21 protein-coding genes are annotated in these 21,277 nt (G+C 70.6%); 11 read left to right on the plus strand and 10 right to left on the minus strand.

What is annotated here, in order from left to right; translation table 11 throughout:
- Positions 1-38: 38 nt before the first annotated feature.
- Genes AC1RRF_RS04295 through folD form a run of 4 tightly spaced genes read right to left on the minus strand, consistent with a single transcriptional unit; the run spans position 39 to position 3,198 of the window.
- Positions 39-725: a TPM domain-containing protein gene (locus AC1RRF_RS04295; protein ID WP_492833129.1), complete on the minus strand. Its 687-nt coding sequence runs from the start codon at positions 723-725 to the stop codon at positions 39-41.
- Entirely contained in the window at positions 725-1,552 is an 828-nt protein-coding gene (locus tag AC1RRF_RS04300) for a TPM domain-containing protein (protein WP_492833131.1), read from the minus strand. The genes AC1RRF_RS04295 and AC1RRF_RS04300 overlap by 1 nt, the downstream gene beginning before the upstream one ends.
- Positions 1,549-2,217 carry a LemA family protein gene (locus AC1RRF_RS04305; protein ID WP_492834138.1) on the minus strand — a complete coding sequence of 223 codons (669 nt, stop codon included), beginning with the start codon at positions 2,215-2,217 and terminating at the stop codon, positions 1,549-1,551. The genes AC1RRF_RS04300 and AC1RRF_RS04305 overlap by 4 nt, the downstream gene beginning before the upstream one ends.
- A 57-nt stretch (positions 2,218-2,274) precedes the next feature.
- Positions 2,275-3,198 carry a bifunctional methylenetetrahydrofolate dehydrogenase/methenyltetrahydrofolate cyclohydrolase FolD gene (folD, locus tag AC1RRF_RS04310; protein WP_492833133.1) on the minus strand — a complete coding sequence of 308 codons (924 nt, stop codon included), beginning with the start codon at positions 3,196-3,198 and terminating at the stop codon, positions 2,275-2,277.
- Positions 3,199-3,296: 98 nt separating this feature from the next.
- On the opposite strand from folD, the gene AC1RRF_RS04315 reads away from it, so the two are divergent.
- Together AC1RRF_RS04315 and fni are read left to right on the plus strand one after the other, a co-directional pair.
- The gene (locus tag AC1RRF_RS04315; RefSeq protein WP_492833135.1) at positions 3,297-5,138 is read left to right on the plus strand and encodes a PPC domain-containing protein; all 1,842 of its coding nucleotides are present in this window, start codon (positions 3,297-3,299) and stop codon (positions 5,136-5,138) included.
- Between the two features lie 24 nt (positions 5,139-5,162).
- The gene (gene fni, locus AC1RRF_RS04320) at positions 5,163-6,182 is read left to right on the plus strand and encodes a type 2 isopentenyl-diphosphate Delta-isomerase (protein ID WP_492833137.1); all 1,020 of its coding nucleotides are present in this window, start codon (positions 5,163-5,165) and stop codon (positions 6,180-6,182) included.
- 187 nt (positions 6,183-6,369) lie between these two features.
- Here fni and hutH read toward each other — a convergent pair whose 3' ends face one another.
- The 3 genes from hutH to hutG are packed head-to-tail and all read right to left on the minus strand — an operon-like array spanning position 6,370 to position 10,392.
- Entirely contained in the window at positions 6,370-7,899 is a 1,530-nt protein-coding gene (gene hutH, locus AC1RRF_RS04325) for a histidine ammonia-lyase (RefSeq protein WP_492833139.1), read from the minus strand.
- A 2-nt stretch (positions 7,900-7,901) separates the two neighbouring features.
- Positions 7,902-9,569 (minus strand): urocanate hydratase, encoded by a 1,668-nt coding sequence (hutU, locus tag AC1RRF_RS04330; RefSeq protein ID WP_492833141.1) that lies wholly within the window; start codon positions 9,567-9,569, stop codon positions 7,902-7,904.
- Positions 9,570-9,573: 4 nt separating this feature from the next.
- Positions 9,574-10,392, minus strand: coding sequence for an N-formylglutamate deformylase (hutG, locus tag AC1RRF_RS04335; RefSeq protein ID WP_492833143.1), 819 nt, complete (start codon positions 10,390-10,392; stop codon positions 9,574-9,576).
- A gap of 49 nt (positions 10,393-10,441) precedes the next feature.
- On the opposite strand from hutG, the gene AC1RRF_RS04340 reads away from it, so the two are divergent.
- Genes AC1RRF_RS04340 through hutI form a run of 3 tightly spaced genes read left to right on the plus strand, consistent with a single transcriptional unit; the run spans position 10,442 to position 13,721 of the window.
- Positions 10,442-11,830 carry a formimidoylglutamate deiminase gene (locus AC1RRF_RS04340; protein WP_492833145.1) on the plus strand — a complete coding sequence of 463 codons (1,389 nt, stop codon included), beginning with the start codon at positions 10,442-10,444 and terminating at the stop codon, positions 11,828-11,830.
- Positions 11,827-12,528 (plus strand): histidine utilization transcriptional repressor HutC, encoded by a 702-nt coding sequence (gene hutC / locus AC1RRF_RS04345; RefSeq protein WP_492833147.1) that lies wholly within the window; start codon positions 11,827-11,829, stop codon positions 12,526-12,528. The genes AC1RRF_RS04340 and hutC overlap by 4 nt, the downstream gene beginning before the upstream one ends.
- Positions 12,525-13,721, plus strand: coding sequence for an imidazolonepropionase (gene hutI / locus AC1RRF_RS04350; RefSeq protein WP_492833149.1), 1,197 nt, complete (start codon positions 12,525-12,527; stop codon positions 13,719-13,721). Before hutC ends, hutI begins: the two co-directional genes overlap by 4 nt.
- Before the next feature lie 136 nt (positions 13,722-13,857).
- Here the strand turns inward: hutI and AC1RRF_RS04355 are convergent, their stop codons facing one another.
- Positions 13,858-14,460 (minus strand): nitroreductase family protein, encoded by a 603-nt coding sequence (locus AC1RRF_RS04355; protein ID WP_492833151.1) that lies wholly within the window; start codon positions 14,458-14,460, stop codon positions 13,858-13,860.
- Positions 14,461-14,505: 45 nt separating this feature from the next.
- Here AC1RRF_RS04355 and AC1RRF_RS04360 point away from each other — a divergent pair, with 45 nt between their 5' ends.
- Both AC1RRF_RS04360 and cysE read left to right on the plus strand, forming a co-directional pair.
- Positions 14,506-15,156, plus strand: coding sequence for an NUDIX domain-containing protein (locus tag AC1RRF_RS04360; RefSeq protein ID WP_492833153.1), 651 nt, complete (start codon positions 14,506-14,508; stop codon positions 15,154-15,156).
- Between the two features lie 22 nt (positions 15,157-15,178).
- Positions 15,179-16,000, plus strand: a complete 822-nt coding sequence (cysE, locus tag AC1RRF_RS04365) for a serine O-acetyltransferase (RefSeq protein ID WP_492833155.1) — start codon at positions 15,179-15,181, stop codon at positions 15,998-16,000.
- Between the two features lie 34 nt (positions 16,001-16,034).
- Here cysE and AC1RRF_RS04370 read toward each other — a convergent pair whose 3' ends face one another.
- Positions 16,035-16,829 (minus strand): hypothetical protein, encoded by a 795-nt coding sequence (locus AC1RRF_RS04370; protein ID WP_492833157.1) that lies wholly within the window; start codon positions 16,827-16,829, stop codon positions 16,035-16,037.
- A gap of 186 nt (positions 16,830-17,015) precedes the next feature.
- Between AC1RRF_RS04370 and AC1RRF_RS04375 the strand changes: the two genes are divergently transcribed.
- Positions 17,016-17,225 (plus strand): DUF3126 family protein, encoded by a 210-nt coding sequence (locus AC1RRF_RS04375; RefSeq protein ID WP_439471403.1) that lies wholly within the window; start codon positions 17,016-17,018, stop codon positions 17,223-17,225.
- 69 nt (positions 17,226-17,294) lie between these two features.
- Here the strand turns inward: AC1RRF_RS04375 and AC1RRF_RS04380 are convergent, their stop codons facing one another.
- Complete coding sequence (locus tag AC1RRF_RS04380) at positions 17,295-17,915, minus strand: hypothetical protein (RefSeq protein WP_492833159.1); 621 nt, start codon at positions 17,913-17,915, stop codon at positions 17,295-17,297.
- Positions 17,916-18,006: 91 nt separating this feature from the next.
- On the opposite strand from AC1RRF_RS04380, the gene AC1RRF_RS04385 reads away from it, so the two are divergent.
- From AC1RRF_RS04385 to AC1RRF_RS04395, 3 genes are read left to right on the plus strand one after another with little or no spacing between them, the layout of a single operon-like run.
- On the plus strand, positions 18,007-18,876 hold the full coding sequence (locus AC1RRF_RS04385; protein WP_492833161.1) for a 50S ribosomal protein L11 methyltransferase: 870 nt from the start codon (positions 18,007-18,009) through the stop codon (positions 18,874-18,876).
- 56 nt (positions 18,877-18,932) lie between these two features.
- The gene (locus AC1RRF_RS04390; RefSeq protein WP_492833163.1) at positions 18,933-19,385 is read left to right on the plus strand and encodes a hypothetical protein; all 453 of its coding nucleotides are present in this window, start codon (positions 18,933-18,935) and stop codon (positions 19,383-19,385) included.
- A 34-nt stretch (positions 19,386-19,419) separates the two neighbouring features.
- A complete protein-coding gene (locus AC1RRF_RS04395) occupies positions 19,420-21,234 on the plus strand; it encodes an aminopeptidase P family protein (RefSeq protein ID WP_492833165.1) in 1,815 nt (604 codons plus the stop codon).
- The last annotated feature ends 43 nt before the right edge of the window (positions 21,235-21,277 follow it).

Raw genomic sequence — 21,277 nt, forward strand, 5'->3', positions numbered from 1 at the left:
TTCCGCCCTGAATGCGACTCCAAAGGGGCGCCGCCCGCTCAGATGATGACCAGCTTGTCCTCGATTTCATTGCGGTCGCGGGGCGACGGCGGGAAATGCTCGGCCAGCACGGCTCCGCACAGGCCGACGGCGGCCTCGAACCCGGCCGCCGGATCACGACGCCTCAGTCCCCGGGCCAGGGCCTCGACGGCGTCCGCCCAGACGGTCTGGTCGACCTTGGAGTGGATGCCCTGATCGGCGATGACCTCGACCTGATGGTCCGCCATCGAGGCGAACAGCAGAACGCCGGTGCGCGCCTCGGTCACGTGCAGGCCGTGGGCGAGGAACTGCTGCATCGCCGCCTTGCGCACCCGGGCGCGGCGCACGCTGCGCGGGGTGACCCAGCGGCGCACGACGGGCAGCGACGTCAGCAGGAAGACGGCGAGGAAGATCGCCGCCTGGATCAGGGCGTAGGCGGTCAAGGCGTGACCGATGTTGGCCTCGCGGGCGGCCAGATGGGCGGCCTCCCAGCTGTCGGTCAGGCCTGGAATCCAGTCAGGCTCGAAGCCCAGTGGGATCAGGCCGAGCGGCAGGAGCAAGGCCGCCGCGGCGGCCCAGCCGAAGGAGACGTCGCGGTAGGACGAGACCTGTCTGGCCAGCACGCAGAAGATTTCGCCCGAGGTGGTCCGCTCGGCGGCCGCGATGGCCGCGGCGATGCGGGCGTGGGCTTCAGGGGTCGCTTGCATCACCATCCGCCCGAGGCCCCTCCGCCGCCGAAGCTCCCGCCGCCGCCGCCGAAACCGCCGCCTCCGCCACCGCCGCCGCCCCAACCTCCGCCGCCGCCGCGCCCGCTGTTGCGCATGGCTTCGCTGGCGGCCCAGATCAGGATCGGGCCCAGACCGCTGCTGCGCCGCCGGCCCCGGCCCGACGCGCCGCCCAGCAGGCCGAGCAGCAGGAACAGGAAGACCACGGCGATCAGGACGGCGGGGCCGATCGGCAGGCTGGATTTGGGCCGTTCAGCGACCGCCGCGCGGGCCTGCGCCTCGGCGGGATCGAGCCGCAACTGGGCGTCGATGGCGTCCACGCCCGCAGTGACGCCCCGATCGTAGGAGCCTTCGCGCAGGGCGGGCAGGATGTCGTTGTGAATGATCAGGGCCGAAAGGGCGTCGGTCAGCACCGGCTCGAGGCCGTAGCCGACCTCGATCCGGACTTTGCGCTCGTCGCGGGCGATGATCAGCAGGACGCCGTTGTTCTTGCCCGACTGGCCGATGCCCCAGGCGCGGCCCAGCTGATAACCGTAGTCCTCGATGGGGTAGTCCTGAAGGTTCGGCACGGTGACGACCACCACCTGATCGGTGGTGTCGCGCTCCAGCGCCTCCAGCTTGGTCGTCAGCGCGGCCTCGGTCGCGGGCGAGATGAGGTCGGCGCCGTCGACGACCCGGCCCGTCAGGGGCGGGAAGCGTGGCCCGCCCTGCGCCGAGACCGGGCTCGCCGCCAGCCAGACGGCGGCCAGCAGGACCGCGACGAGCGCGACCGTGCGGGCGGTCAGTCCCTCAAGACCTCGCGGGATCACCGGGCGGGCGCGGCCGGCGGTGCGGAGCCCGGCGCCGCCGAAGGCGCGGGGGCGGCGGGGTTGAGGGCGTCGAAACTGACGCCGGGCGCGGACTGGGCGGCCTCGGTGGCGCTGAAGGCCTGCATCGGCTGCGAACCGCCGTGGATGGTCTTGGCCCAGATCACCGTCGGGAAGGTCCGCAGCGAGGTGTTGTAGTCGCGAACGGCCTCATTGTAGTCGCGCCGGGCGACGGCGATGCGGTTCTCGGTGCCTTCCAACTGCGACTGCAGGGCCAGGAAATTCTGGTTCGACTGAAGCTGGGGATAGTTTTCCGTCACCATCAGCAGGCGGGACAGGGCCTGGGACAGCTCGCCCTGGGCGGCCTGGAAGCGCTGGAAGGCCTGCGGATCATTCAGGGTCTCGGGGGTCACCTGCACGCTGGTGGCGCGCGAGCGGGCGTCGATCACCTGGGTCAGGGTGGTGCGTTCCTGCACCGCCGCGCCCTGGACGGTGGCCACCAGGTTGGGGATCAGGTCCATGCGGCGCTGGTATTGCGACTGGACGTCGGCCCAGCGGGCCTTGGCGGCTTCTTCTTTGGTCGGGATGGCGTTGATGCCGCAGCCGGTCACGGCGGGGGCGAGAACGACCACGGCGGCGACGGCCGCAAGGCGGGGCGGGATCCGGATCACGGGCGTCTCCTCAGACTGCGTTGAGAAGGACTATTGGGCCGGAGCGGCTCCGGTTCAAGCGTCCAGCGACTCGGCGTCCACACCCGCGGCGCGGCAGGCGCCCGAATAGGTGTTGGCCAGCAAGCAGGCGATGGTCATAGGGCCCACGCCGCCGGGGACCGGGGTGATGCGTCCGGCGACCGCGGCGGCCTCCTCGAAGGCGACGTCGCCGACCACCCGGGTCTTGCCTTCCGCGGCCTTGACCGGATCGCGCGAGGGCACGCGGTTGATGCCCACGTCGATCACCGTGGCGCCGGGCTTGATCCAGTCGCCGCGCAGCATCTCCGGACGGCCGACGGCGGCCACGACGATGTCGGCGGTGCGGCACAGGGCGGGCAGGTCGCGGGTGCGCGAATGGGCGATGGTGACGGTGCAGCTTTCGGCCAGCAGAAGCTGGGCCATCGGCTTGCCGACGATGTTGGAGCGGCCCACGACGACCGCGTTCAGGCCCGTCAGGTCGCCCAGTTCGGCCCGCAGCAGCATGATGCAGCCCAGCGGGGTGCAAGGGACCAGCCCGGGGAGGCCGACGGCCAGCCGGCCGGCGTTGACGACATGGAAGCCGTCCACATCCTTGTCCGGGTCGATGGCGTCCAGCACGGCGGCGCTGTCGATGTGGCCGGGCAGGGGCAACTGGACCAGGATGCCGTGGATGCCCGCGTCGGCGTTCAGATCGGCGATCAGGGCCAGCAGGTCGGTCTGCGAGGTCGCAGCCGGCAGGCGATGGGTGTCGGACCGCATGCCCGCGCGCTGGGTCGTCTCGCCCTTGTTACGCACATAGATCTGGCTGGCGGGGTCCTCGCCGACGATGACGACGGCCAGCCCGGGCTTGACGCCATGGGCGCTTTCCAGCCGGGCGGAGGCCGCGGCGACGCGGTCCACCAGGCCGGCCGCGAAGGCCTTGCCGTCGATCAGGGTCGCGCGGGTGGGTTCGGCCGTCATGGGTTTCGGCTCCGGTCGTCAGGAATCGTGCGGTCCGCGCGATTTACAGAGGGGCGCGTTCGGCGTCTATGATCACTGTCGACTCCCAGGGGATACGCATGCGCCGTCAGACCATTTTCGCCGCCGTCAGCAGCCTGGCGATCGCCGCCGCCCTGGCGGGGCCCGCCTTCGCCCAGGACGCCCGACCGCTCGCGCCCGGGGACACGGTCGAAGGCGAGATCGCCGACGGCGACTCCAACGGCCCTGACAACGCCTACCGGTACGACAGCTACGCCATCACCGCGGCCGCCGGTCAGCGGTTCGAGGCCGTGATGCGCGCCGAGGGCTTCGACACCTTCCTTCAGGTCCAGCCGCGGGGCGACGACGAGGACGGCGTGCCGCTGGCCAGCGACGACGACGGCCTGGGAGAGGGCACCAACTCGCGCCTGCGCTTCGCCGCGCCGAAGGACGGGGTCTATGTCCTGCGCGCCCGGACCCTGTCGGGAACGGAAGGCGGCGCCTACACCCTGAGCCTGAGCGAGCGCCCGCCCGCCAAGGCCGCGCCGGAGCCGGGCCAGATCACCCTGGGCGCGACCGTCCAGGGCGACCTGGGCGATGACGACGCGGAGACCGACGACGGCGCCGCCTATGAGGACTGGGCCTTCACCGGCGGTCAGGGCGACCGCGTCCAGATCGGCCTGGACAGCGAGGCCTTCGATCCGGTGGTTCGCGTGGGCCGGATCGCGAACGGGGTGTTCACCGAGCTGGGCATGAACGACGACGGCGGGGACTCCGGCCTGAACTCGCGCCTGATCTTCACCCTGCCGGAAGCGGGGACCTATGTGATCCGCGCGACGCCGCTCAGGGCCGGTTCGACCGGGGCCTACAGCCTGACGCTGTCCGAGGGGCCGGCGCCGATCCAGGCGACCGGCATCATGGTCGGCGACACCGTTCGTGGCGAACTGACCGACGACGACAGCCTGGGCGCCAACGGGGAGCACGCCGACGCCTACCGGTTCAGCGGGACGGAGGGGCAGCGGATCCGCATCGACATGACCTCGACGACCTTCGACACCTACCTGGAACTGTTCGATGAGAACCAGGTCAGCCTGGCGACGGACGACGACGGCGGACCCGAGGGCACCAATTCACGGCTGATCTTCACCCTGCCGCGCGACGGCTCCTATGTGATCGAGGCGCGCGCCTTCTCCGACGCGCGCGGGCGCTACAGCCTGACGATCACCGAGGTCGAGCCCGACAAGCCGCCGCAACCACTGGCCTTCGGCGCCACCCTGCAGGGCGAGATCGGCGAGGGCGATTCCCGGGACAACGACGACCGGGGCTATGACGCCTTCGTCTTTGACGGCGCCAAGGGCCAGCGCGTGCGGGCGATCATGCGCTCGGGCGATTTCGACACCTATCTGCAGATCGGCAACGCCGAGGGCGAGTTCACCGCGCTGGCGCAGGATGACGACGGTCTGGGCGAGGGCACGGATTCGCGGCTGAGCTTCACCCTGCCGGAGGACGGCCGCTATGTGCTGCGCGCCTCGCCGCTGGGGGCTGACGGCAAGGGCCTGTATTCGCTGGAACTGCAGGACCGCGGTCCGCAGCCGCAGCCGGGCAGCATGCTGGTCGGCACGAGCGCCCACGGCGTGCTGACCGAAAGCGACGCCACCGCTGACGACAACAGCTTCTATGACGCCTATCGGGTGACGGTGAAGGCCGACGAGAAGCTGGTCATCATGATGGTGTCGAACGAGGTCGACAGCTATCTGGTCATCGGGCGCGACAACGAGGGCGGAACCTTCGAGGGCCTGGCCTCGGACGACGACAGCCTGTCCGACACCCATGCCAAGCTGGAATGGACGGCGCCCGAGGACGGGACCTACGAGATGCGGGCCGGCACCTTCCAGCAGGGCCAGACCGGCAACTACGCCCTGATCGTCGAGAAGAAGCCCTAGGGCACCACGGCGGAGCGGTCCGGCATGTCCGACATCGTCAGCCGCAAGGACCAGCATCTGGATGTGATCCTGTCCGGTCGCGCGCGGCACGGGCGGGACAGCGGGCTGGACGCCGTGCGCTTCGTGCACGAGGCGCTGCCCGACCTGGACTACGGCAAGATCGACCTGGGCGCGGACTTCCTGGGGCGCCGGCTGAAGGCGCCGTTGCTGATCAGTTCGATGACCGGCGGACCGGCGCGGGCCGAGGCGATCAACGCCCGGCTGGCCGAGGCCGCGCAGCATCTGGGCATCGCCCTGGCCGTCGGCTCGCAGCGTGCGGCGCTGGAGGCGGGCGGGGCGCCGGGGCTGGACATGGCCTTGCGGCTGAAGGCGCCCGACACCCCGATCCTGGCCAATATCGGCGCGGCCCAGCTGACGCGGGGCGTCGGCGCGGACGAGGCGCGGCGGATCGTGGACATGGTCGCCGCCGACGCCCTGATCGTGCACCTGAACCCCCTGCAGGAGGCCTGTCAGCCGGAGGGCGACCGGGACTGGTGGGGCGTGGGCGCGGCGCTGGAGGCCCTCATCCGGACGGTGGACTTCCCGGTGGTGGTCAAGGAGACCGGCGCGGGCCTGTCGGCGGCGACGTGCCGGCGGCTGGCGGCCATGGGCGTGGCGGCGCTGGACGTGGCCGGGGCGGGCGGCTCGAACTGGGCCCTGGTCGAGGGCGAGCGGGCGGAAAACCCAGCGGACAAGGCCCACGCCGCCGCCTTCGGCGACTGGGGCATTCCCACGGCCCGGGCCATAGCCGAGGCGCGGGCGGCCTGTCCCCGGACCCTGATCATCGGTTCAGGCGGGATCCGCGACGGCGTCGACGCGGCCAGGGCGATCCGGCTGGGGGCCGACATGGTCGGTCAGGCGGCGGGCGTCCTGACCGCGGCGACAATCTCGACCGAGGCTGTCGTGGCCCATTTCCAGACCGTGATCCGCCAGCTGAAGACCGTCTGCTTCTGCACCGGCTCGGCCAATCTGACGGCGCTGACGCGGGCGCCGCTGCAGGACTGAGAGCGCACTCGGAAAAAAATGGAGTGCACATTAGTGCACAAATTCGCCCGAGGCGGGGGCGAGGGGGCGAGATACTACCGGCAGGTTGTCAAAGACCCGAGGGGAGGGAACCTAGCAGGTCGGTGCGTCAAATCTGGACGTAGCGCTTCCTTCTCCCCTCGGGAGAAGGAAGGCAGAGGCGTCTAGCTTACGCCGAGGGCAGCAGGTTCGCTGCGAACGCCCGGTAGCGGCCGGCGCGGACGCCGTCGGTGGCGCGTTCGATGTCCGGGGCGAAGTATTTGTCCGAGACGTAGGGCTCGGCGGCTTCGCGGACGATGGCCCAGACCTGTTCCAGATCGGGCGAGCTGGTCAGGGGGCGGTGGAACTCCAGCCCTTGCGCGGCGGCCAGCAGTTCGATGCCGACGACGGTGGCGGTGTTCTCGGCCATCTCCAGCAGGCGGCGGGCGCCGTGGGTGGCCATCGAGACATGGTCTTCCTGGTTGGCGCTGGTCGGGACGGTGTCGATGACGCAGGGGTGGGCGACCATGCGGTTCTCGGCCACCAGGGCGGCGGCGGTGACCTGGGCGATCATGAAGCCGGAGTTCAGGCCGCTTTCCTTGACCAGGAAGGCGGGCAGGTCGCTCATCTTGGGATCGACGAGGATGGAGGTCCGGCGCTCGGAGATATTGCCGATCTCGCACAGGACCATGGCGATCTGGTCGGCGGCGTAGGCGACGGGCTCGGCGTGGAAGTTTCCGCCGGAGATGACGTCGCCGTCGTCGATGAAGACCAGCGGGTTGTCGGTGACGGCGTTGGCTTCGCGCTCCAGCATGGCGGCGGCGTTGCGCAGCACGTCCAGGGTCGCGCCCATGACCTGCGGCTGGCAGCGCAGGGAGTAGGGATCCTGCACCTTGGCGCAGTCGCTGCGGTGGCTTTCGCGGATGGCCGAGCCGCTGATCAGGGCGCGCAGGCGGGCGGCGACGTCGATCTGGCCGGGCTGGCCGCGCAGGGCGTGGATGCGAGGATCGAACGGCGCGTCCGAGCCCTTGAGCGCGTCGACCGACAGGGCGCCGGCGGCGATCCCGGCGGCGAAGACGGCCTCGGTCGCGAACAGGCCGGCCAGGGCCAGGGCGGTCGAGCACTGGGTGCCGTTCAGCAGGGCCAGGCCCTCCTTGGGGCCGAGCACGACCGGCTTAAGCCCGACCTTGGTCATGGCGGCTTCCGCCGACAGGAGCTGGCCGTTGTGACGGGCTTCGCCGACGCCGATCAGGACGCAGGACATGTGGGCCAGGGGCGCCAGATCGCCCGAGGCGCCGACCGAACCCTTGGACGGGATGCAGGGCAGGACGTCGGCATTCACCAGGGCGATCAGCGCCTCCAGCGTGCCACGCCGGACGCCAGAGGCGCCCTTGGACAGGCTGGCGATCTTCAACACCATCAGCAGGCGGGTGACCGCGTCCGGCAGCAGGGCGCCGACGCCGCAGGCGTGGCTGAGGACGAGATTCTTCTGAAGGGTTTCAAGGTCTTCCGGCGCAATGCTGGTGTTGGCCAGCAGGCCGAAGCCGGTGTTGATGCCGTATACAGTGCGGCCCTCAGCGAGGATGGCGGCGACGACGGCGGCGCTCTTCTCGACGTCGGCCCAGGCGCCGGGCGTCAGGCTGACGGTGACGGGACCGTCCAGGACCGTGCGGAGTTGGGCGAGGCTGAGGGGGGCGGCGCCGATGGTGATGGTGGTCATGGTCAGGCCTTCAGGCTCGGCAGGTTCAGCCCGTGGTCGCGGGCGGCTTGTTTGGCGATCTCATAGCCCGCGTCGGCGTGGCGCATGACGCCGGTAGCGGGGTCGTTCCACAGGACGCGCTCGAGGCGGGCGGCGGCTTCCGGCGTGCCGTCGGCGACGATGACGACGCCCGAGTGCTGGCTGTAGCCCATGCCGACGCCGCCGCCGTGGTGCAGGGAGACCCAGCTGGCGCCCGAGGCGGTGTTGAGCAGAGCGTTGAGCAGAGGCCAGTCGGAAACGGCGTCGGAGCCGTCCATCATCGACTCCGTCTCGCGGTTGGGGCTGGCGACGGAGCCCGAGTCCAGGTGGTCGCGGCCGATGACGATGGGGCCCGAGAGCTCGCCCGAGGCGACCATGTCGTTGAACATCAGGCCGGCGCGGTGGCGGTCGCCCAGACCGATCCAGCAGATGCGGGCGGGCAGGCCCTGGAAGGCGATGCGCTCGCCCGCCATGTCGAGCCAGCGATGCAGGCCGGCGTTGTCGGGGAAGAGCTTCTTCATCGCCGCGTCGGTCTTGCGGATGTCTTCCGGATCGCCGGTCAGCGAGGCCCAGCGGAAGGGGCCTACGCCGCGGCAGAACAGGGGGCGGATGTAGGCGGGGACGAAGCCGGGGAAGTCGAAGGCGTTGGCCACGCCCGCGTCGAAGGCGACCTGGCGGATGTTGTTGCCGTAGTCGGTGACCGGGATGCCCATGGCCTCGAAATCGAGCATGGCCTTCACATGGACGGCGCAGGACTGGCGGGCGGCGGCCTCGACGCTGGCCGGGTCGGACTGGCGCTTGGCCTCCCACTCGGCGACGGTCCAGCCCATGGGCAGGTAGCCGTTGACCAGGTCGTGGGCGCTGGTCTGGTCGGTGACCAGGTCGGGGCGGACGCCGCGCTTGACCAGTTCAGGCAGAACTTCAGCCGCATTGCCCAAGAGACCGACAGATATGGCTTTTCCGGTCGCTTTGGCGTCTTCGATGATGGCCAGGGCCTCGTCCAGGGTCTCGGCCATGACGTCGAGGTAGCGGGTCTTCAGGCGCATCTCGATGCGGCTGCGTTGACACTCGACGGCGAGGCAGGAGGCGCCCGCCATGGTCGCCGCCAGGGTCTGGGCGCCGCCCATGCCGCCGAGGCCCGCGGTCAGGATCCATTTGCCCGACCAGTCGCCGCCGTAGTGCTGGCGCCCGGCCTCCATGAAGGTCTCATAGGTGCCCTGAACGATGCCCTGGGTGCCGATGTAGATCCACGACCCGGCCGTCATCTGGCCGTACATCATGAGCCCCTTGCGATCGAGCTCGTTGAAATGCTCCCAGGTCGCCCATTTGGGCACCAGGTTGGAGTTGGCGATCAGGACGCGCGGGGCGTCGGCGTGGGTGCGGAAGACGCCGACCGGCTTGCCCGACTGGACCAGCAGGGTCTGGTCGGCCTCGAGGTTGCGCAGCTCCTCGACGATGCGGTCGAAGGCCTGCCAGTTGCGGGCCGCCTTGCCGATGCCGCCGTAGACGACGAGATCTTCCGGACGCTCGGCCACCTCGGGGTCGAGGTTGTTCATGAGCATGCGCAGGGCGGCCTCGGCGGCCCAGGTCTTGGCGGTCATCTCCGGGCCGCGCGGGCTGCGGACGATGCGGGCGTTGCTGTTTGTGCTCATGGGGTCAGGCTCGCTGGCTGATCGCGAAGTCGCGGGCGGCGGTGAGGACGTTGCGCAGGGTCGCGCGGATGGGCGCGGCGCGGTCGTTGGCGAAAGGGGTGGGCCAGGTGGTGGCGTCGGTCACGGCGGGCTCATCGACGTAACCCCGGCAGGCCAGCTCCATCTGGATGGCGTGCACGCCCGTGGCCGGCTGGCCGTAGTGGCGCGTGGTCCAGCCGCCCTTGAAGCGGCCGTTGACCACATGGCTGTCGCCCGAGGCGATGCAAGCGGCTTCGATGGCGGCGGTCAGAGCCGGGGCGCAGGTGGCGCCGCCGTTGTCGCCGATGTTGAACTGCGGCAGTTCGCCGTCGAACAGGCGCGGCACGTGCGAGCGGATGGAGTGGGCGTCGTAGAGGACGACGGGGCCGGCCTTGGACAGGCGCTCGATCTGGGCGGTCAGGGCGGCGTGGTAGGGATCGAAGAACTCGGCGCGGCGGGCCTCGATCTCGACCGCGTCGGGCTCCTGACCCGACTTGTAGAGCGGCTCGCCGTCGAAGGTCTCGGTCGGGCACAGGCCCGTGGTGGTCATGCCCGGATAGAGCGACTGGCCCGACGGGTCGCGGTTCACATCGATGACGCTGCGGGAGATGCCGGTGCGGACCGTGGTGGCGCCCAGCTCCGTCGCGAAAGTGTAGAGGCGGTCGATCCACCAGTCGGCGTCCTTGCGGGCCCGCCAGGGGTCGACCATGCGGGCCTCGATCTCCGCGGGGATGTCGGTGCCGGTGTGCGGGAAGGCGACGATCAGGGGCGCGTCGCCCGGCGTCACCGTCAGCCAGTTCGTCATTCCCGCCTCCTTGCCAGTCCGTCGATTATGTATAGACATATTCGCGACGATGGAGAGTTGTCCAGTGCCGGATCAAGCCGCCCACAGCCTGTTCTTCCGCCGCGCCCTGCTGCCGCAGGGCTGGACGGCGAATGTGAGGATCACCGTCACGGACGGGGCGGTCTCGGGCGTGGAGACGAACGCCGTGCAGGGCGCGGGCGAGGCCGACCTGGGCGTCGTCCTGCCGGGCCTGTCGAACGTGCACAGCCACGCCTTCCAACGGGCCATGGCCGGGCTGACGGAAGAGCGCGGGCCGACCGAGGGCGACGACTTCTGGTCGTGGCGGGCGCTGATGTACCGCTTCCTCGACCGGGGCGGGCCGGAGGAGATCGAGGCGATCACGGCGCTGGCCTTCGCCGAGATGCTGGAGGGCGGCTTCACCCGCGTTGGCGAGTTCCACTATCTGCACAACGACCCGGACGGCCGGACCTACGCCGACCGCGGCGAACTGGCGGCGCGGATCGCGGCGGCGGCGGACGGGACCGGGATCGGCCTGACCCTGTTGCCGGTCTTCTATGCTCACGCGGGCTTCGGCGGGACGCTACCCGCGCACGGACAGCGCCGCTTTATCAATGACATTGACGGCTTTGCGAAGCTGATGGACGAAAGCCGGCGGATCGCCTCGGCACTGCCTGACGCGGTTGTCGGCGTGGCCCCGCACAGCCTGCGGGCCGTGACGCCCGAAGAGATCGCGGCGGTGATCCCGATGGCCGGCGACGGGCCGGTGCACATCCATGCGGCGGAGCAGACCAAGGAGGTCGACGACTGCCTGGCCTGGTCCGGGGCGCGGCCGGTGCAGTGGCTGCTGGACAATGTCGGGCTGGACCGGCGCTGGTGCCTGATCCACGCGACCCATCTGACCGCTGACGAGACGACGCGGATGGCGGCGAGTGGCGCGGTTGCGGGCCTGTGCCCGGTGACCGAGGCCAACCTGGGCGATGGCGTCTTCCCGGCGGTGGAGTTCTTCGCCCAAGGCGGCGCCTTCGGCCTGGGAACGGACTCCAACGTCCTGATTGATGCGGCGGGCGAGCTGCGGGCGCTGGAGTACAGCCAGCGGCTGACCCGGCGGGGCCGGGCGGTGCTGGCGGACAAGGAAGCCTCGACCGGCGGAACCCTGTACCGGCGCGCGTTGGCGGGCGGGGCGCAGGCCACCGGCGGGACGACCGGGATCGCGGTCGGCCAGGCGGCGGACTTCGTGACGCTGGAGACCGACGACCTGGCCTATGCGGGCCGGAGCGATGACGCCCTGCTGGACAGCCTGGTCTTCGCCGGGCCGAAGCGGGCGATCCGCACGGTCTGGCGGCGCGGTCGCGTGGTGGTCGAGAACGGCCGGCATGTGGGCCGCGACGCCATCGAGGCCCGCTATGGCCGGGCGCTGGACGCCGTGCTGGGCGGATGAGCGCCCTGCATCGCCGCATCGGCGCGGACATCGAACGGCGGATCCTGTCGGGCGAGTGGCCGCCCGGCGCGCGGGTGCCGACCGAGGCCGAGCTTCAGACGGAATACGGCTGCGCGCGGATGACGGTGTCCAAGGCGCTGACCGACCTGTCGGCGCGCGGGTTGATCCTGCGGCGACGCCGGGCCGGATCGGTGGTGGCGCGTCCGCCCGTGCATTCCGCGGTGCTGGACATTCCCGACATCGCCGCCGAGATCGCGGCGCGCGGCATGGCCTACGGCTATGAGCGGCTGGAGCGGTCCGAGCGGGCGACGACGGACGACGAGGCCTGGCTGGGCGACCGGGTGGTGGCCGTAGCCTGTCTGCACCGGGCCGACGGGGCGCCGTTCGCGGTGGAGCGGCGGCTGATCGGCCTGGCGGCGACACCGGATGCGGCGGACGAGGGCTTCGAGACCATCTCGCCCGGCGGCTGGCTGCTGAAGCGGGCGCCGTGGACCGAGGCCGAGCACCGGATCGCGGCGGTGGCGGCGGATCGGGAGACGGCGCTGCGGCTGGACCTGGCGTCCGGCGAGGCCTGTCTGAAGCTGGAGCGCCGGACCTGGGTCGACGGGCTGGGCGTGACCTGGGCGTGGCAGACCTTCCCGGGACAGGCCTATGATCTGGTCGCCCGCTTTTCGCCTGCGCGACCGGAGGCCCGATGACCACGAGACTGCTGACCGACTGCCACGTCGCCGCCATGGCCGGGCCCGCGCCCTACGGGGCCATCGAGGACGCCGCCATCCTGATCGAGGACGGCCGGATCGCCTGGGTCGGGTCGAGGGCGGAGGCGCCGGCGGCGGATGTCGTGGAGCGGCTGGACGGGCGCTGGGTCACGCCGGGGCTGATCGACTGCCATACGCATCTGGTGTTCGGCGGCGACCGCTCGGGTGAGTTCGAGCAGCGGCTGGGCGGGGCGACCTATGAGGAGATCGCGCGGGCCGGGGGCGGCATCGTCTCCTCGGTGAAGGCGACCCGCGCGGCGTCGGAGGATGAGCTCTACGCCTCGGCCCTGACGCGACTGGAAGGCCTGAAGGCCACGGGCGTGACGACGGTGGAGATCAAGTCCGGCTATGGCCTCGACCGGGACTCGGAGTTGGCCATGCTGCGCGTGGCGCGGCGGATCGGGCGTGAGGCGGGGGTGCGGGTGCGCACCAGCTATCTGGGCCTGCACGCCGTGCCGCCCGAACTGAAGGCGGACCGGAGCGCCTATGTCGACCTGGCCATCGACCGGATCCTGCCGGACGCCCACGCCGAGGGCCTGGTCGACATGGTCGACGCCTATTGCGAGCCCATCGCCTTCACCACCGACGAGGTCAGTCGGCTGTTCGAGAAGGCGAGGGCGCTGGGCCTGCCGGTCAAGCTGCACGCGGACCAGCTGTCGGACGGCGGCGGGGCGGCGCTGGCGGCGAAATACGGCGCCCTGTCGGCGGACCATGTGGAGCACACGATCGAGCGGGGCGTGACGGCGATGGCGGAGGCGGGGGTGGTCGCCGTCCTGCTGCCGGGAGCCTTCTTGATGCTGCGCGAGACCACGCCGCCGCCCATCGCGCTGTTCCGACAGCACGGGGTTTCCATGGCGGTGGCGACAGACTGCAATCCTGGCACCTCGCCGGTGGCCTCGATGACGGCGGCGCTGAACCTGGCCTGCGTGCAGTTCCGCCTGACGCCGGAAGAGGCGCTGGCCGGGGCGACGCGGGTGGCGGCCAAGGCGCTGGGCTTGACCGACGTGGGGACGATCGAGGCGGGGAAGGCCGCCGACCTGGCGGTGTGGGACATCAGCGGTCCGGCCGAGCTCTGCTACTGGCTGGGCAAGCCGCTGCTGCACGCGCGATACGTGTCAGGCGAGCGCGCATAGGTAGTTTGTTAACGCGAATCCCCGCACAATCCGGGGATGAAACGCGATCTGGTCGAGTTCGGACTGGTCGTCGCCACCATCGCGACAACGATCCTCTATGGCCTGTGCGTCAGCCTGCAGATCGCGGGCGTTTTCGCTAACCACGCCATTCGGTGATCGCCGCCACATCGGGGCGGGGCCGCTCCAGGGGCGCCTCGACCAGCGTGCCGATGTGGATGAAGCCCGCCACCAGTTCGCCGTCCTTGACGCCATAGAGGGCCGTGGCCTCGGCGTCGTAGCTGTACCAGTCCGTGATCCAACTGGCCGAATAGCCCAGGGCGTTGGCGGCGTGCTCCAGGTTCATGCAGACCGCGCCCGCCGAGAGCTGCTGTTCCCAGACCGGCACCTTCTGGCTGTCGACCGGAACGGAGACGACGAGGATCGTCAGGGGCGCGGCGGTCAGCTTCATCAGCACCTTGCGGGCCTTGTCCGCGCCGGGCTGGCGGTCGGCCAGCGGCAGCAACTCGCTGGCCAGATCGGCGCGGCTTTGCGGACCCAGGACCACGAAGCGCCACGGGAACAGCTTGCCGTGGTCGGGGCTGCGGGCGCCCAGCGTCAGGATACGCTCGACCTCCTCCCGCGAGGGTCCGGGGCCGGTCAGGCTCTGGGCCGGAGCCGAGCGGCGACGGGCGAGGCGGTCGGCGAAATCTTCGGACGCGACGGGGAGGGGAAGGGCGACGCCCAGGTCGGTATCAGTCATGAGGCCTAGCTAGGCGCGCGGCCGGCTCTGCGCCATACCCGGAGCATGAGCGACTCCCGCGATATTTTCGACGCCGACCGTCCGCTGCCGATCTGGGACGATGGAAGCGACCGCCCGCCGCCATGGAAGGACGCGGGCTCGACCACCCTGTTCGAAAACCCGTGGATGCGGCTGACCCGCCACGACGCCACGGCGCCGACGGGGCACAAGGCCGACTACGTCGTCATGCGGCCGCAGAACATGTCGGTGGGAGTGCTGCCGCTGCACGCCGACGGTACGGTGACCCTGGTCGGCCAGCAGCGCTTCGCCCTGATGAACTGGTCCTGGGAGATGCCGGAAGGCGGCGCGCCGTTCGGGGAGGACCCGCTGGAGGGCGCCCGGCGCGAACTGGCCGAAGAGGCCGGGCTGGCGGCGGCGCATTGGCGGCTGGCCTATCGGGCCGAGATGACCAACTCCATCACCGACGAACGGGCCATGGCCTGGCTGGCGTGGGACTTCACCGAGGTTTCCATCGCGCCGGACGAGACCGAGATCATCCGCGTCGCCCGTGTGCCGTTCGGTGATCTGCTGCGCGAGATCGGGCGCGGATCGATCCGGGACATGTTTACTCTCGCGACAGTCCTGCGCGCCTATCATATGGCGCGCGAGGGCGAACTGCCGCCCGAACTGGCGAAGGCCATGCTGGCCAGCGTATGATGGCCGCCTGATGGAGCCCGTGATGCCCAAGCTTGAAGTCGTCATCGCCGAACCGGACGCCTGGACCCTGCTGCGCGCCGCCGCCGGAGCCGCGGCCCGGGATGAGCCGCACCTGGCGTCGCAGATGAACGCCGTGATCCTGTCGCACGGCGACCTGTCCTCGGCCCTGAGTTTCCAGATCGCGCGCAAGATGGGCGACGCCGAACTCGGCGCCATGTCGATCCGCGAGGTGTGCCGTGACGCCTTCGAGGCCGATCCGGAGATCGTCGCCGCCGCCGAGGCCGATCTTCTGGCCGTGGCCGAGCGGGATCCGGCGATCCGCTCGCTGCTGCAGCCCTTCCTCTACTTCAAGGGCTTCCAGGCCCTGCAGGCGCACCGTGTGGCCCACTGGCTGTGGACCGAAGGGCGCGACACCCTGGCCTTCCACCTGCAGAGTCGGATGTCCGAGCTGTTCCAGATCGACATCCATCCGGCGGCGAAGATGGGCGCGGGCCTGTTTCTGGACCACGGCACCGGCATCGTCATCGGCGAGACCGCCGTGGTCGGCGACGAGGTCTCCATGCTGCACGGCGTGACGCTGGGCGGCACGGGCGCGGACCGCGGCGACCGCCATCCCAAGATCGGCAAGGGCGTGCTGCTCGGCGCCGGGGCCAAGGTGCTGGGCAATATCACCGTCGGCGACTACGCCAAGGTGGCCTCGGGCTCGGTGGTGCTGAAGCCGGTGCCCGCGGGCTGCACCGTGGCGGGGGTGCCGGCGCGCCTGGTCAACTGCCCGACCGAGGCGACCCCGGCGCGGACGATGGACCATACCCTGGCCGACGTCGTGTATGACTTCGTGATCTGAGGGGGCGAACCGGCGAGGGGAGGGCGAGAGTCCCTCAACCCGCGGGAACAGCACAATGCAGAGCTCGGTCGTCGCCCAGGATGCACGGCTGAGAGCCAGGCGCGACGATCGCGACCACCAAGCCGTCGCGGACGGTCGCCCTAGCGTCGAAATTGGTTTCGTGGACCTCGATCGTGATCTCCGCGGCCCCGTCGCCCGTAAGGGTGACCCTCACCTGTCTGGGCGGCATCCGGGCATAGGCCTCAAGCCCTCCGGGGGGCGGTTCGCCCAGTCGAAGGTCAGCTAAGGACGCAGCGGCCGTCCTGCGGTCGTTCCGTTGGGAAGCCTCATGGTGGGCTAGAAGCGGCGTGAACGGCAGGGCCAAGAGCCAAGTGGCGGGATCGGGCCCTGCGGCGGGGGCGTTGCCGGGCAGGCAGCGCACGCCGATCTCGGCGACGTTCGATCGACGTGTTCTTGAGTGCTCGACCCAGACCTCCGCAAGCGCGCCGTCGCGAAACAGGAATTCGACCGGCCACGGCGTGCCTGGATCTTCAAGCCGGGCCCTCCCATGGTTGGTGCAGCCCCCGCCGGCGCCGTTGACTTCGATCATGGCGACAAGGGCTCCGGCCTCGAGCCTGGCCTCGGACACAATGTCCATCTCGGTGGGATTGAGGCCGAACCGTTCGCGGACCTGGTTGGGCGTCAGGCCGATCAGGCTCGACACGGCGACCGGCAAGTCAGCGATCAAAGGCTCGGTGACGCCCAGTGTCTCGTCCGAGACCCTGCCCGGCGCCGTCGCGCAGCCAGAAATGAGCAGCGCCAGAGCCGCCACGGTCAGTGATCTGTGCATCCGCCCCCCTATGGCCAGCGCCCAACATTCCCGTGTGGTCCCAGGAAGGGCAAGCGAATACGGGGCGGATCATGGGTCCCCCGGTCCGCGCCGCCGTGCGGCTTGCCGGAGGATGACGATAGCGGTGGAAATGGTTCGCCCCATTCTCTACGGTCCGCGCCAATTCAAAGAGCCTGAGGACTTCCCATGAACGCCCACGATATGAAGCGCGTCGAGACGCACCTGAAGCGCACCTTCAACACCGGCGGCATCATCGTGAAGCCGCGCGGCAAGCCGGCCGACTCGGCCGAGGTCTATGTCGGCGACGAGTTCATCGGCGTCGTCTTCGAGGACGAGGACGAGGCGGGCAGCTTCATGTTCGAGATGGCCATCCTGGCGGAAGACCTGCCGGAATAGGCCGCCGAACGGCGGACGTGAAAAAGGCCCCGGGGAGCGATCCCCGGGGCCTTCGTCATTTCAGCGCGATCAGCTCTTGCCGAAGATCAGCCGGCTCAGCGAAGCGAAGAAGCCCGTCTTCTCGGCGGGCTTCGGCGCGGCCGGAGCGGCGGCGGGCGCAGCAGCCGGGGCGGCGGCGACCGGAGCCGGGGTCGGCGCGGGCGCCGGCTTCGGAGCGGCGACAGCGGTCGGGGCGGCGGCGGGCTTGGCGGCGACCGGAGCGGCCTTCGGCGCGGCGGCGGGCTTGGGCGCAGCAGCCTTCGGCGCGGCGGCCGGCTTCTTGGCGGCGACCGGCTTGGCGGCGGCCTTCGGCGCAGCCTTCGGAGCGACCTTGGTCGCGGCCTTCACGGCGGGCTTGGCGGCGGCCTTGGGCGCAGCGGCCTTGGCGGCGGGCTTCGCAGCCGGTTTGGCGGCGGCCTTGACGACCGGCTTCTTGGCGGCGACGGCCTTGGGCGCAGCGGCCTTGGCCGGGGCCGAAACCTTCACGGCGGGCTTGGCCGGAGCCTTGGCGGCCGGCTTGGGAGCGGCGGCCTTGGCGGCGGGTTTTGCGGCCGCGGGCTTAACGGCGCTCGACTTCGCGGCCGGTTTCGGCTTGGAAGCTGCGGACGCCGCCGGTTTGGCGGTACTCGACTTGGATGGTGCTTTGGCCATGAATTCCCCGACCCCTCGGATGTTGCGATTGCTGGCGATGGAGAGCACGCCAGCGCGTGTCTCGATTCGTGATCATAGCGGCGTTTGAGAAATGTCCGAGTCCGCTGTTCAGATAATCGCGCGCGGTCCCCGCGTCATCGCTGAAACCGCCGCCCTGGCGCTGGATGCCGACCCCCTGCTGGAGGGCGCCACCTACTCGATCCTGGAAGAGGACGAGGACAAGGGGATCTGGCGCATCGACGCCTTCCCGACCACTGACGAGGAAGCCGAAGGCATCGAGAAGACCCTGTCGGCGCACGACGGGCTGACCGTTGTGGTGGAGAAGCTGGCCGACGCCGACTGGCTGGCGATGTCCCTGTCCGGCCTGCCGCCGGTCGAGGCGGGGCGCTTCTTCGTCTACGGCGCCCACGACCAGGGCCGGGTCCCGGTCAACAAGATCAATCTGAAGATCGACGCCGGCGCCGCCTTCGGCACCGGCCACCACGGCACGACCGTGGGCTGCCTGCTGGCCTTCGACGAACTGCTCAAGAAGGAAAGCTTCGAGCGGGTGCTGGACGTCGGCTGCGGCACCGGCGTGCTGGCCATCGCGGCGGCTCGGGCCGGATCGAAGGTCGCGGTGGGCACCGACATCGACGCGCCCTCGGTGCGCATCGCCAACGAGAACGCCAAGCTGAACCAGGCCGACGCCCGCTTCGTGCACGCCTTCGGCCTGAACGACCGCAAGGTGCGCGGGCAGGGGCCGTACGACCTGGTCTTCGCCAACATCCTGGCCCCGCCGCTGGTGAGCCTGTCGCAGGACATCAAGGAGGCGTTGAAGCTGGGCGGGGTGGCCATCCTGTCCGGCCTGCTGCGGACGCAGGAGCGCCGGGTGACGGCGGCCTATCTGTCGCGCGGCTTCGTGCTGGAACGCCGCATCCACCGCGACGCCTGGAGCGCGCTCGTGCTGCGGCGGGTGGGTTAACGGCGGAACAGGCGTCCGGCGGGGGTGTTCCGGTGAAGTAGCCGGAGGATGCCGCCGTGACCCAGTACGACCCCGATCTTGAACCCGTCCGCGAAACCGTCGTGACCCGAGGGCCCGTGACCGAAACCATCGAAACGGTGGTGGTCCGGGAGTCCAACACCGGCTGGTGGGTCGCGGGCGTTCTCGGCGGACTGGTGCTGATCGCCGTGCTGTGGATCCTGTTCTCGCGCACGCCGGCTCCGGCCATGGATGACGCCCTGCTGGAAGCCCAGGCCGATGCGGTCGCCGCGCAGGCCCAGGCCGATCGCGCCGCCGTCGCCGGCCAGGTCGCCGGCGCCCAGGCCAGCGTCGACATCGCCCGGGCGGATGCGGCGCGCGCCGCGTCCGAAGCGCGGACGGCGGAGGCGAGGGCGGCGGAACCGGTGGTGATCGAACGGACCGTCCCGGCGGCGCCGGCTCCGGCTCCGACAGCTCCGGCGGTGGTCAGCCCGACGGCGCCGCAGAACTAGAACCTGTCGCCTCGGCGGTGCTATGCCTCCGCCCATGCGCCAGACCTATGACGAAACGACCGATCCGTCCTTCGGGGCGAAGCATCTGCCCCGCGTGCGGGCCAAGATGGCCGAACAGGGCCTCGACGGGATGCTGGTCCCGCACGAGGACGAGCATCAGAACGAATACCTGCCCGCCGCCAACGATCGTCTGGCGTGGGTGAGCGGCTTCACCGGTTCGGCCGGCGCCGGCGTGGTGCTGAAGGACAGGGCGGCGGTGTTCGCCGACGGTCGCTACACCGTGCAGGTGCGGGCCCAGGTCGACGCCGAACAGTTCGAGATCCTCGACCTCGTCGAGGGCGGGGTGCCCGCCTATCTGGAGCGCGCGCCCAAGGGTTCGGTGATCGGTTACGATCCGCGGCTGCACAGCCCGGACGCGCTGGCGGTGCTGAAGCGGGCCGCGGCCAAGGCGGGGGCCGAGCTGACGCCGGTCACGGTCAATCCGGTGGATCAGGCCTGGGCCGAGGAACGTCCGGAACAGCCCATGGCGCCGGTCGTGCCGCATGAGGACAAATACGCCGGCGAGAGCAGCGCTTCGAAGCGCGCCCGCATCGGCGAGGCGGTGGCCAAGGCGGGGGCGGACGCGACGGTGCTGACGGCGCCGGCCTCGATCGCCTGGCTGTTCAACATTCGCGGCGGAGACGTGATCCGCACGCCGCTGCCGCTGTCGCAGGCCATCGTGAAGACCGACGGGACGGCGCAACTGTTCATGGACCCGCGCAAAGTGACCAATGCGCTGCCCGGCTGGCTGGGCGACGCGGTGACGCTGGAGGCGCCCGAGGCGCTGGACGGCGCGCTGGACGCGCTGGCGGGCCAGAAGGTGCTGGTCGATCCGGGCCAGTCCTCGGCCTGGTATTTCGATCGGTTGACCGGCGCGGGCGCGACCGTGGTGCGCGGCATGGATCCTTGCGCCCTGCCGCGCGCGACGAAGAACCCGGTGGAGATCGAGGGGACGCGTCAGGCTCACATCCGCGACGGCGCGGCGCTGAGCCGCTTCCTGCACTGGGTCGATACGGTCGCCCAGCAGACCTTGCCGGATGAGCGCGAGGTGGCCGAGACGCTGGAGCGCTTCCGCGAGGAGACCGGCGCGCTCAAGGACCTGAGCTTCGACACCATCGCGGGCGCTGGGCCGAACGGCGCCCTGCCGCACTACAAGCCGGTGACCCGCACCATCCGCCGGATCGAGAAGGGCAGCCTGCTGCTGGTGGACGGCGGCGGCCAGTATCTGGACGGCACCACCGACGTGACGCGGACCATGGCCGTGGGCGAGCCGACGGCCGACCAGCGGCGCATGTTCACCCTGGTGCTCAAGGGCCATATCGCCATGGCCGTGGTGCGCTTCCCGGCCGGGACGACGGGGCACCAGATCGACGCCCTGGCCCGCTTGCCGCTGTGGATGCAGGGCTTCGACTACGATCACGGCACCGGGCACGGCGTCGGCAGCTACCTCGGCGTCCACGAGGGGCCGCAGCGCATCGCCAAGGCGGTCAACAGCCAGCCGCTGTTGACCGGCATGATCCTGTCCAACGAGCCCGGCTACTACCGCGAGGGCCACTGGGGCATCCGTATCGAGACGCTGCAGGTGGTTACGGCGCCGGAGCCCATCCCCGGCGGCGAACGGCCCATGCATGGCTTCGAGCAGCTGACGCTGGCGCCGCTGGACCAGAAGCTGATCGACACGGCCCTGCTGACCGCGGACGAGCGCGCCTATGTCGACGCCTATCACGCCGAGGTCTGGGCCAAGGTCGGGCCGCTGATGGACGGCGAGGCCAAGGCCTGGCTTGAGGCGGCCTGCGCACCCTTGAAATAAGGCCGAACGGCGCCCATCTCCTGAGGGTCGGCGGCGTGGCCGC

This window comes from Brevundimonas sp. GW821-FHT12C05 (genome assembly GCF_058807475.1).

Excerpts from the sequence above, each read along its gene's own strand:
- AC1RRF_RS04395 (WP_492833165.1), top strand. The coding sequence starts at position 19,420 with ATGCGCCAGACCTATGACGAAACGACCGATCCGTCCTTCGGGGCGAAG.
- hutH (WP_492833139.1), bottom strand. The coding sequence starts at position 7,899 with ATGACCACCATCACCATCGGCGCCGCCCCCCTCAGCCTCGCCCAACTC.
- AC1RRF_RS04375 (WP_439471403.1), top strand. The coding sequence starts at position 17,016 with ATGAACGCCCACGATATGAAGCGCGTCGAGACGCACCTGAAGCGCACC.
- AC1RRF_RS04385 (WP_492833161.1), top strand. The coding sequence starts at position 18,007 with ATGTCCGAGTCCGCTGTTCAGATAATCGCGCGCGGTCCCCGCGTCATC.
- AC1RRF_RS04360 (WP_492833153.1), top strand. The coding sequence starts at position 14,506 with ATGAGCGACTCCCGCGATATTTTCGACGCCGACCGTCCGCTGCCGATC.
- AC1RRF_RS04380 (WP_492833159.1), bottom strand. The coding sequence starts at position 17,915 with ATGGCCAAAGCACCATCCAAGTCGAGTACCGCCAAACCGGCGGCGTCC.
- hutG (WP_492833143.1), bottom strand. The coding sequence starts at position 10,392 with ATGACGAACTGGCTGACGGTGACGCCGGGCGACGCGCCCCTGATCGTC.
- hutU (WP_492833141.1), bottom strand. The coding sequence starts at position 9,569 with ATGAGCACAAACAGCAACGCCCGCATCGTCCGCAGCCCGCGCGGCCCG.
- hutC (WP_492833147.1), top strand. The coding sequence starts at position 11,827 with ATGAGCGCCCTGCATCGCCGCATCGGCGCGGACATCGAACGGCGGATC.
- fni (WP_492833137.1), top strand. The coding sequence starts at position 5,163 with ATGTCCGACATCGTCAGCCGCAAGGACCAGCATCTGGATGTGATCCTG.
- AC1RRF_RS04355 (WP_492833151.1), bottom strand. The coding sequence starts at position 14,460 with ATGACTGATACCGACCTGGGCGTCGCCCTTCCCCTCCCCGTCGCGTCC.
- AC1RRF_RS04340 (WP_492833145.1), top strand. The coding sequence starts at position 10,442 with ATGGAGAGTTGTCCAGTGCCGGATCAAGCCGCCCACAGCCTGTTCTTC.
- AC1RRF_RS04370 (WP_492833157.1), bottom strand. The coding sequence starts at position 16,829 with ATGCACAGATCACTGACCGTGGCGGCTCTGGCGCTGCTCATTTCTGGC.
- AC1RRF_RS04315 (WP_492833135.1), top strand. The coding sequence starts at position 3,297 with ATGCGCCGTCAGACCATTTTCGCCGCCGTCAGCAGCCTGGCGATCGCC.
- hutI (WP_492833149.1), top strand. The coding sequence starts at position 12,525 with ATGACCACGAGACTGCTGACCGACTGCCACGTCGCCGCCATGGCCGGG.
- cysE (WP_492833155.1), top strand. The coding sequence starts at position 15,179 with ATGCCCAAGCTTGAAGTCGTCATCGCCGAACCGGACGCCTGGACCCTG.
- AC1RRF_RS04295 (WP_492833129.1), bottom strand. The coding sequence starts at position 725 with ATGCAAGCGACCCCTGAAGCCCACGCCCGCATCGCCGCGGCCATCGCG.
- folD (WP_492833133.1), bottom strand. The coding sequence starts at position 3,198 with ATGACGGCCGAACCCACCCGCGCGACCCTGATCGACGGCAAGGCCTTC.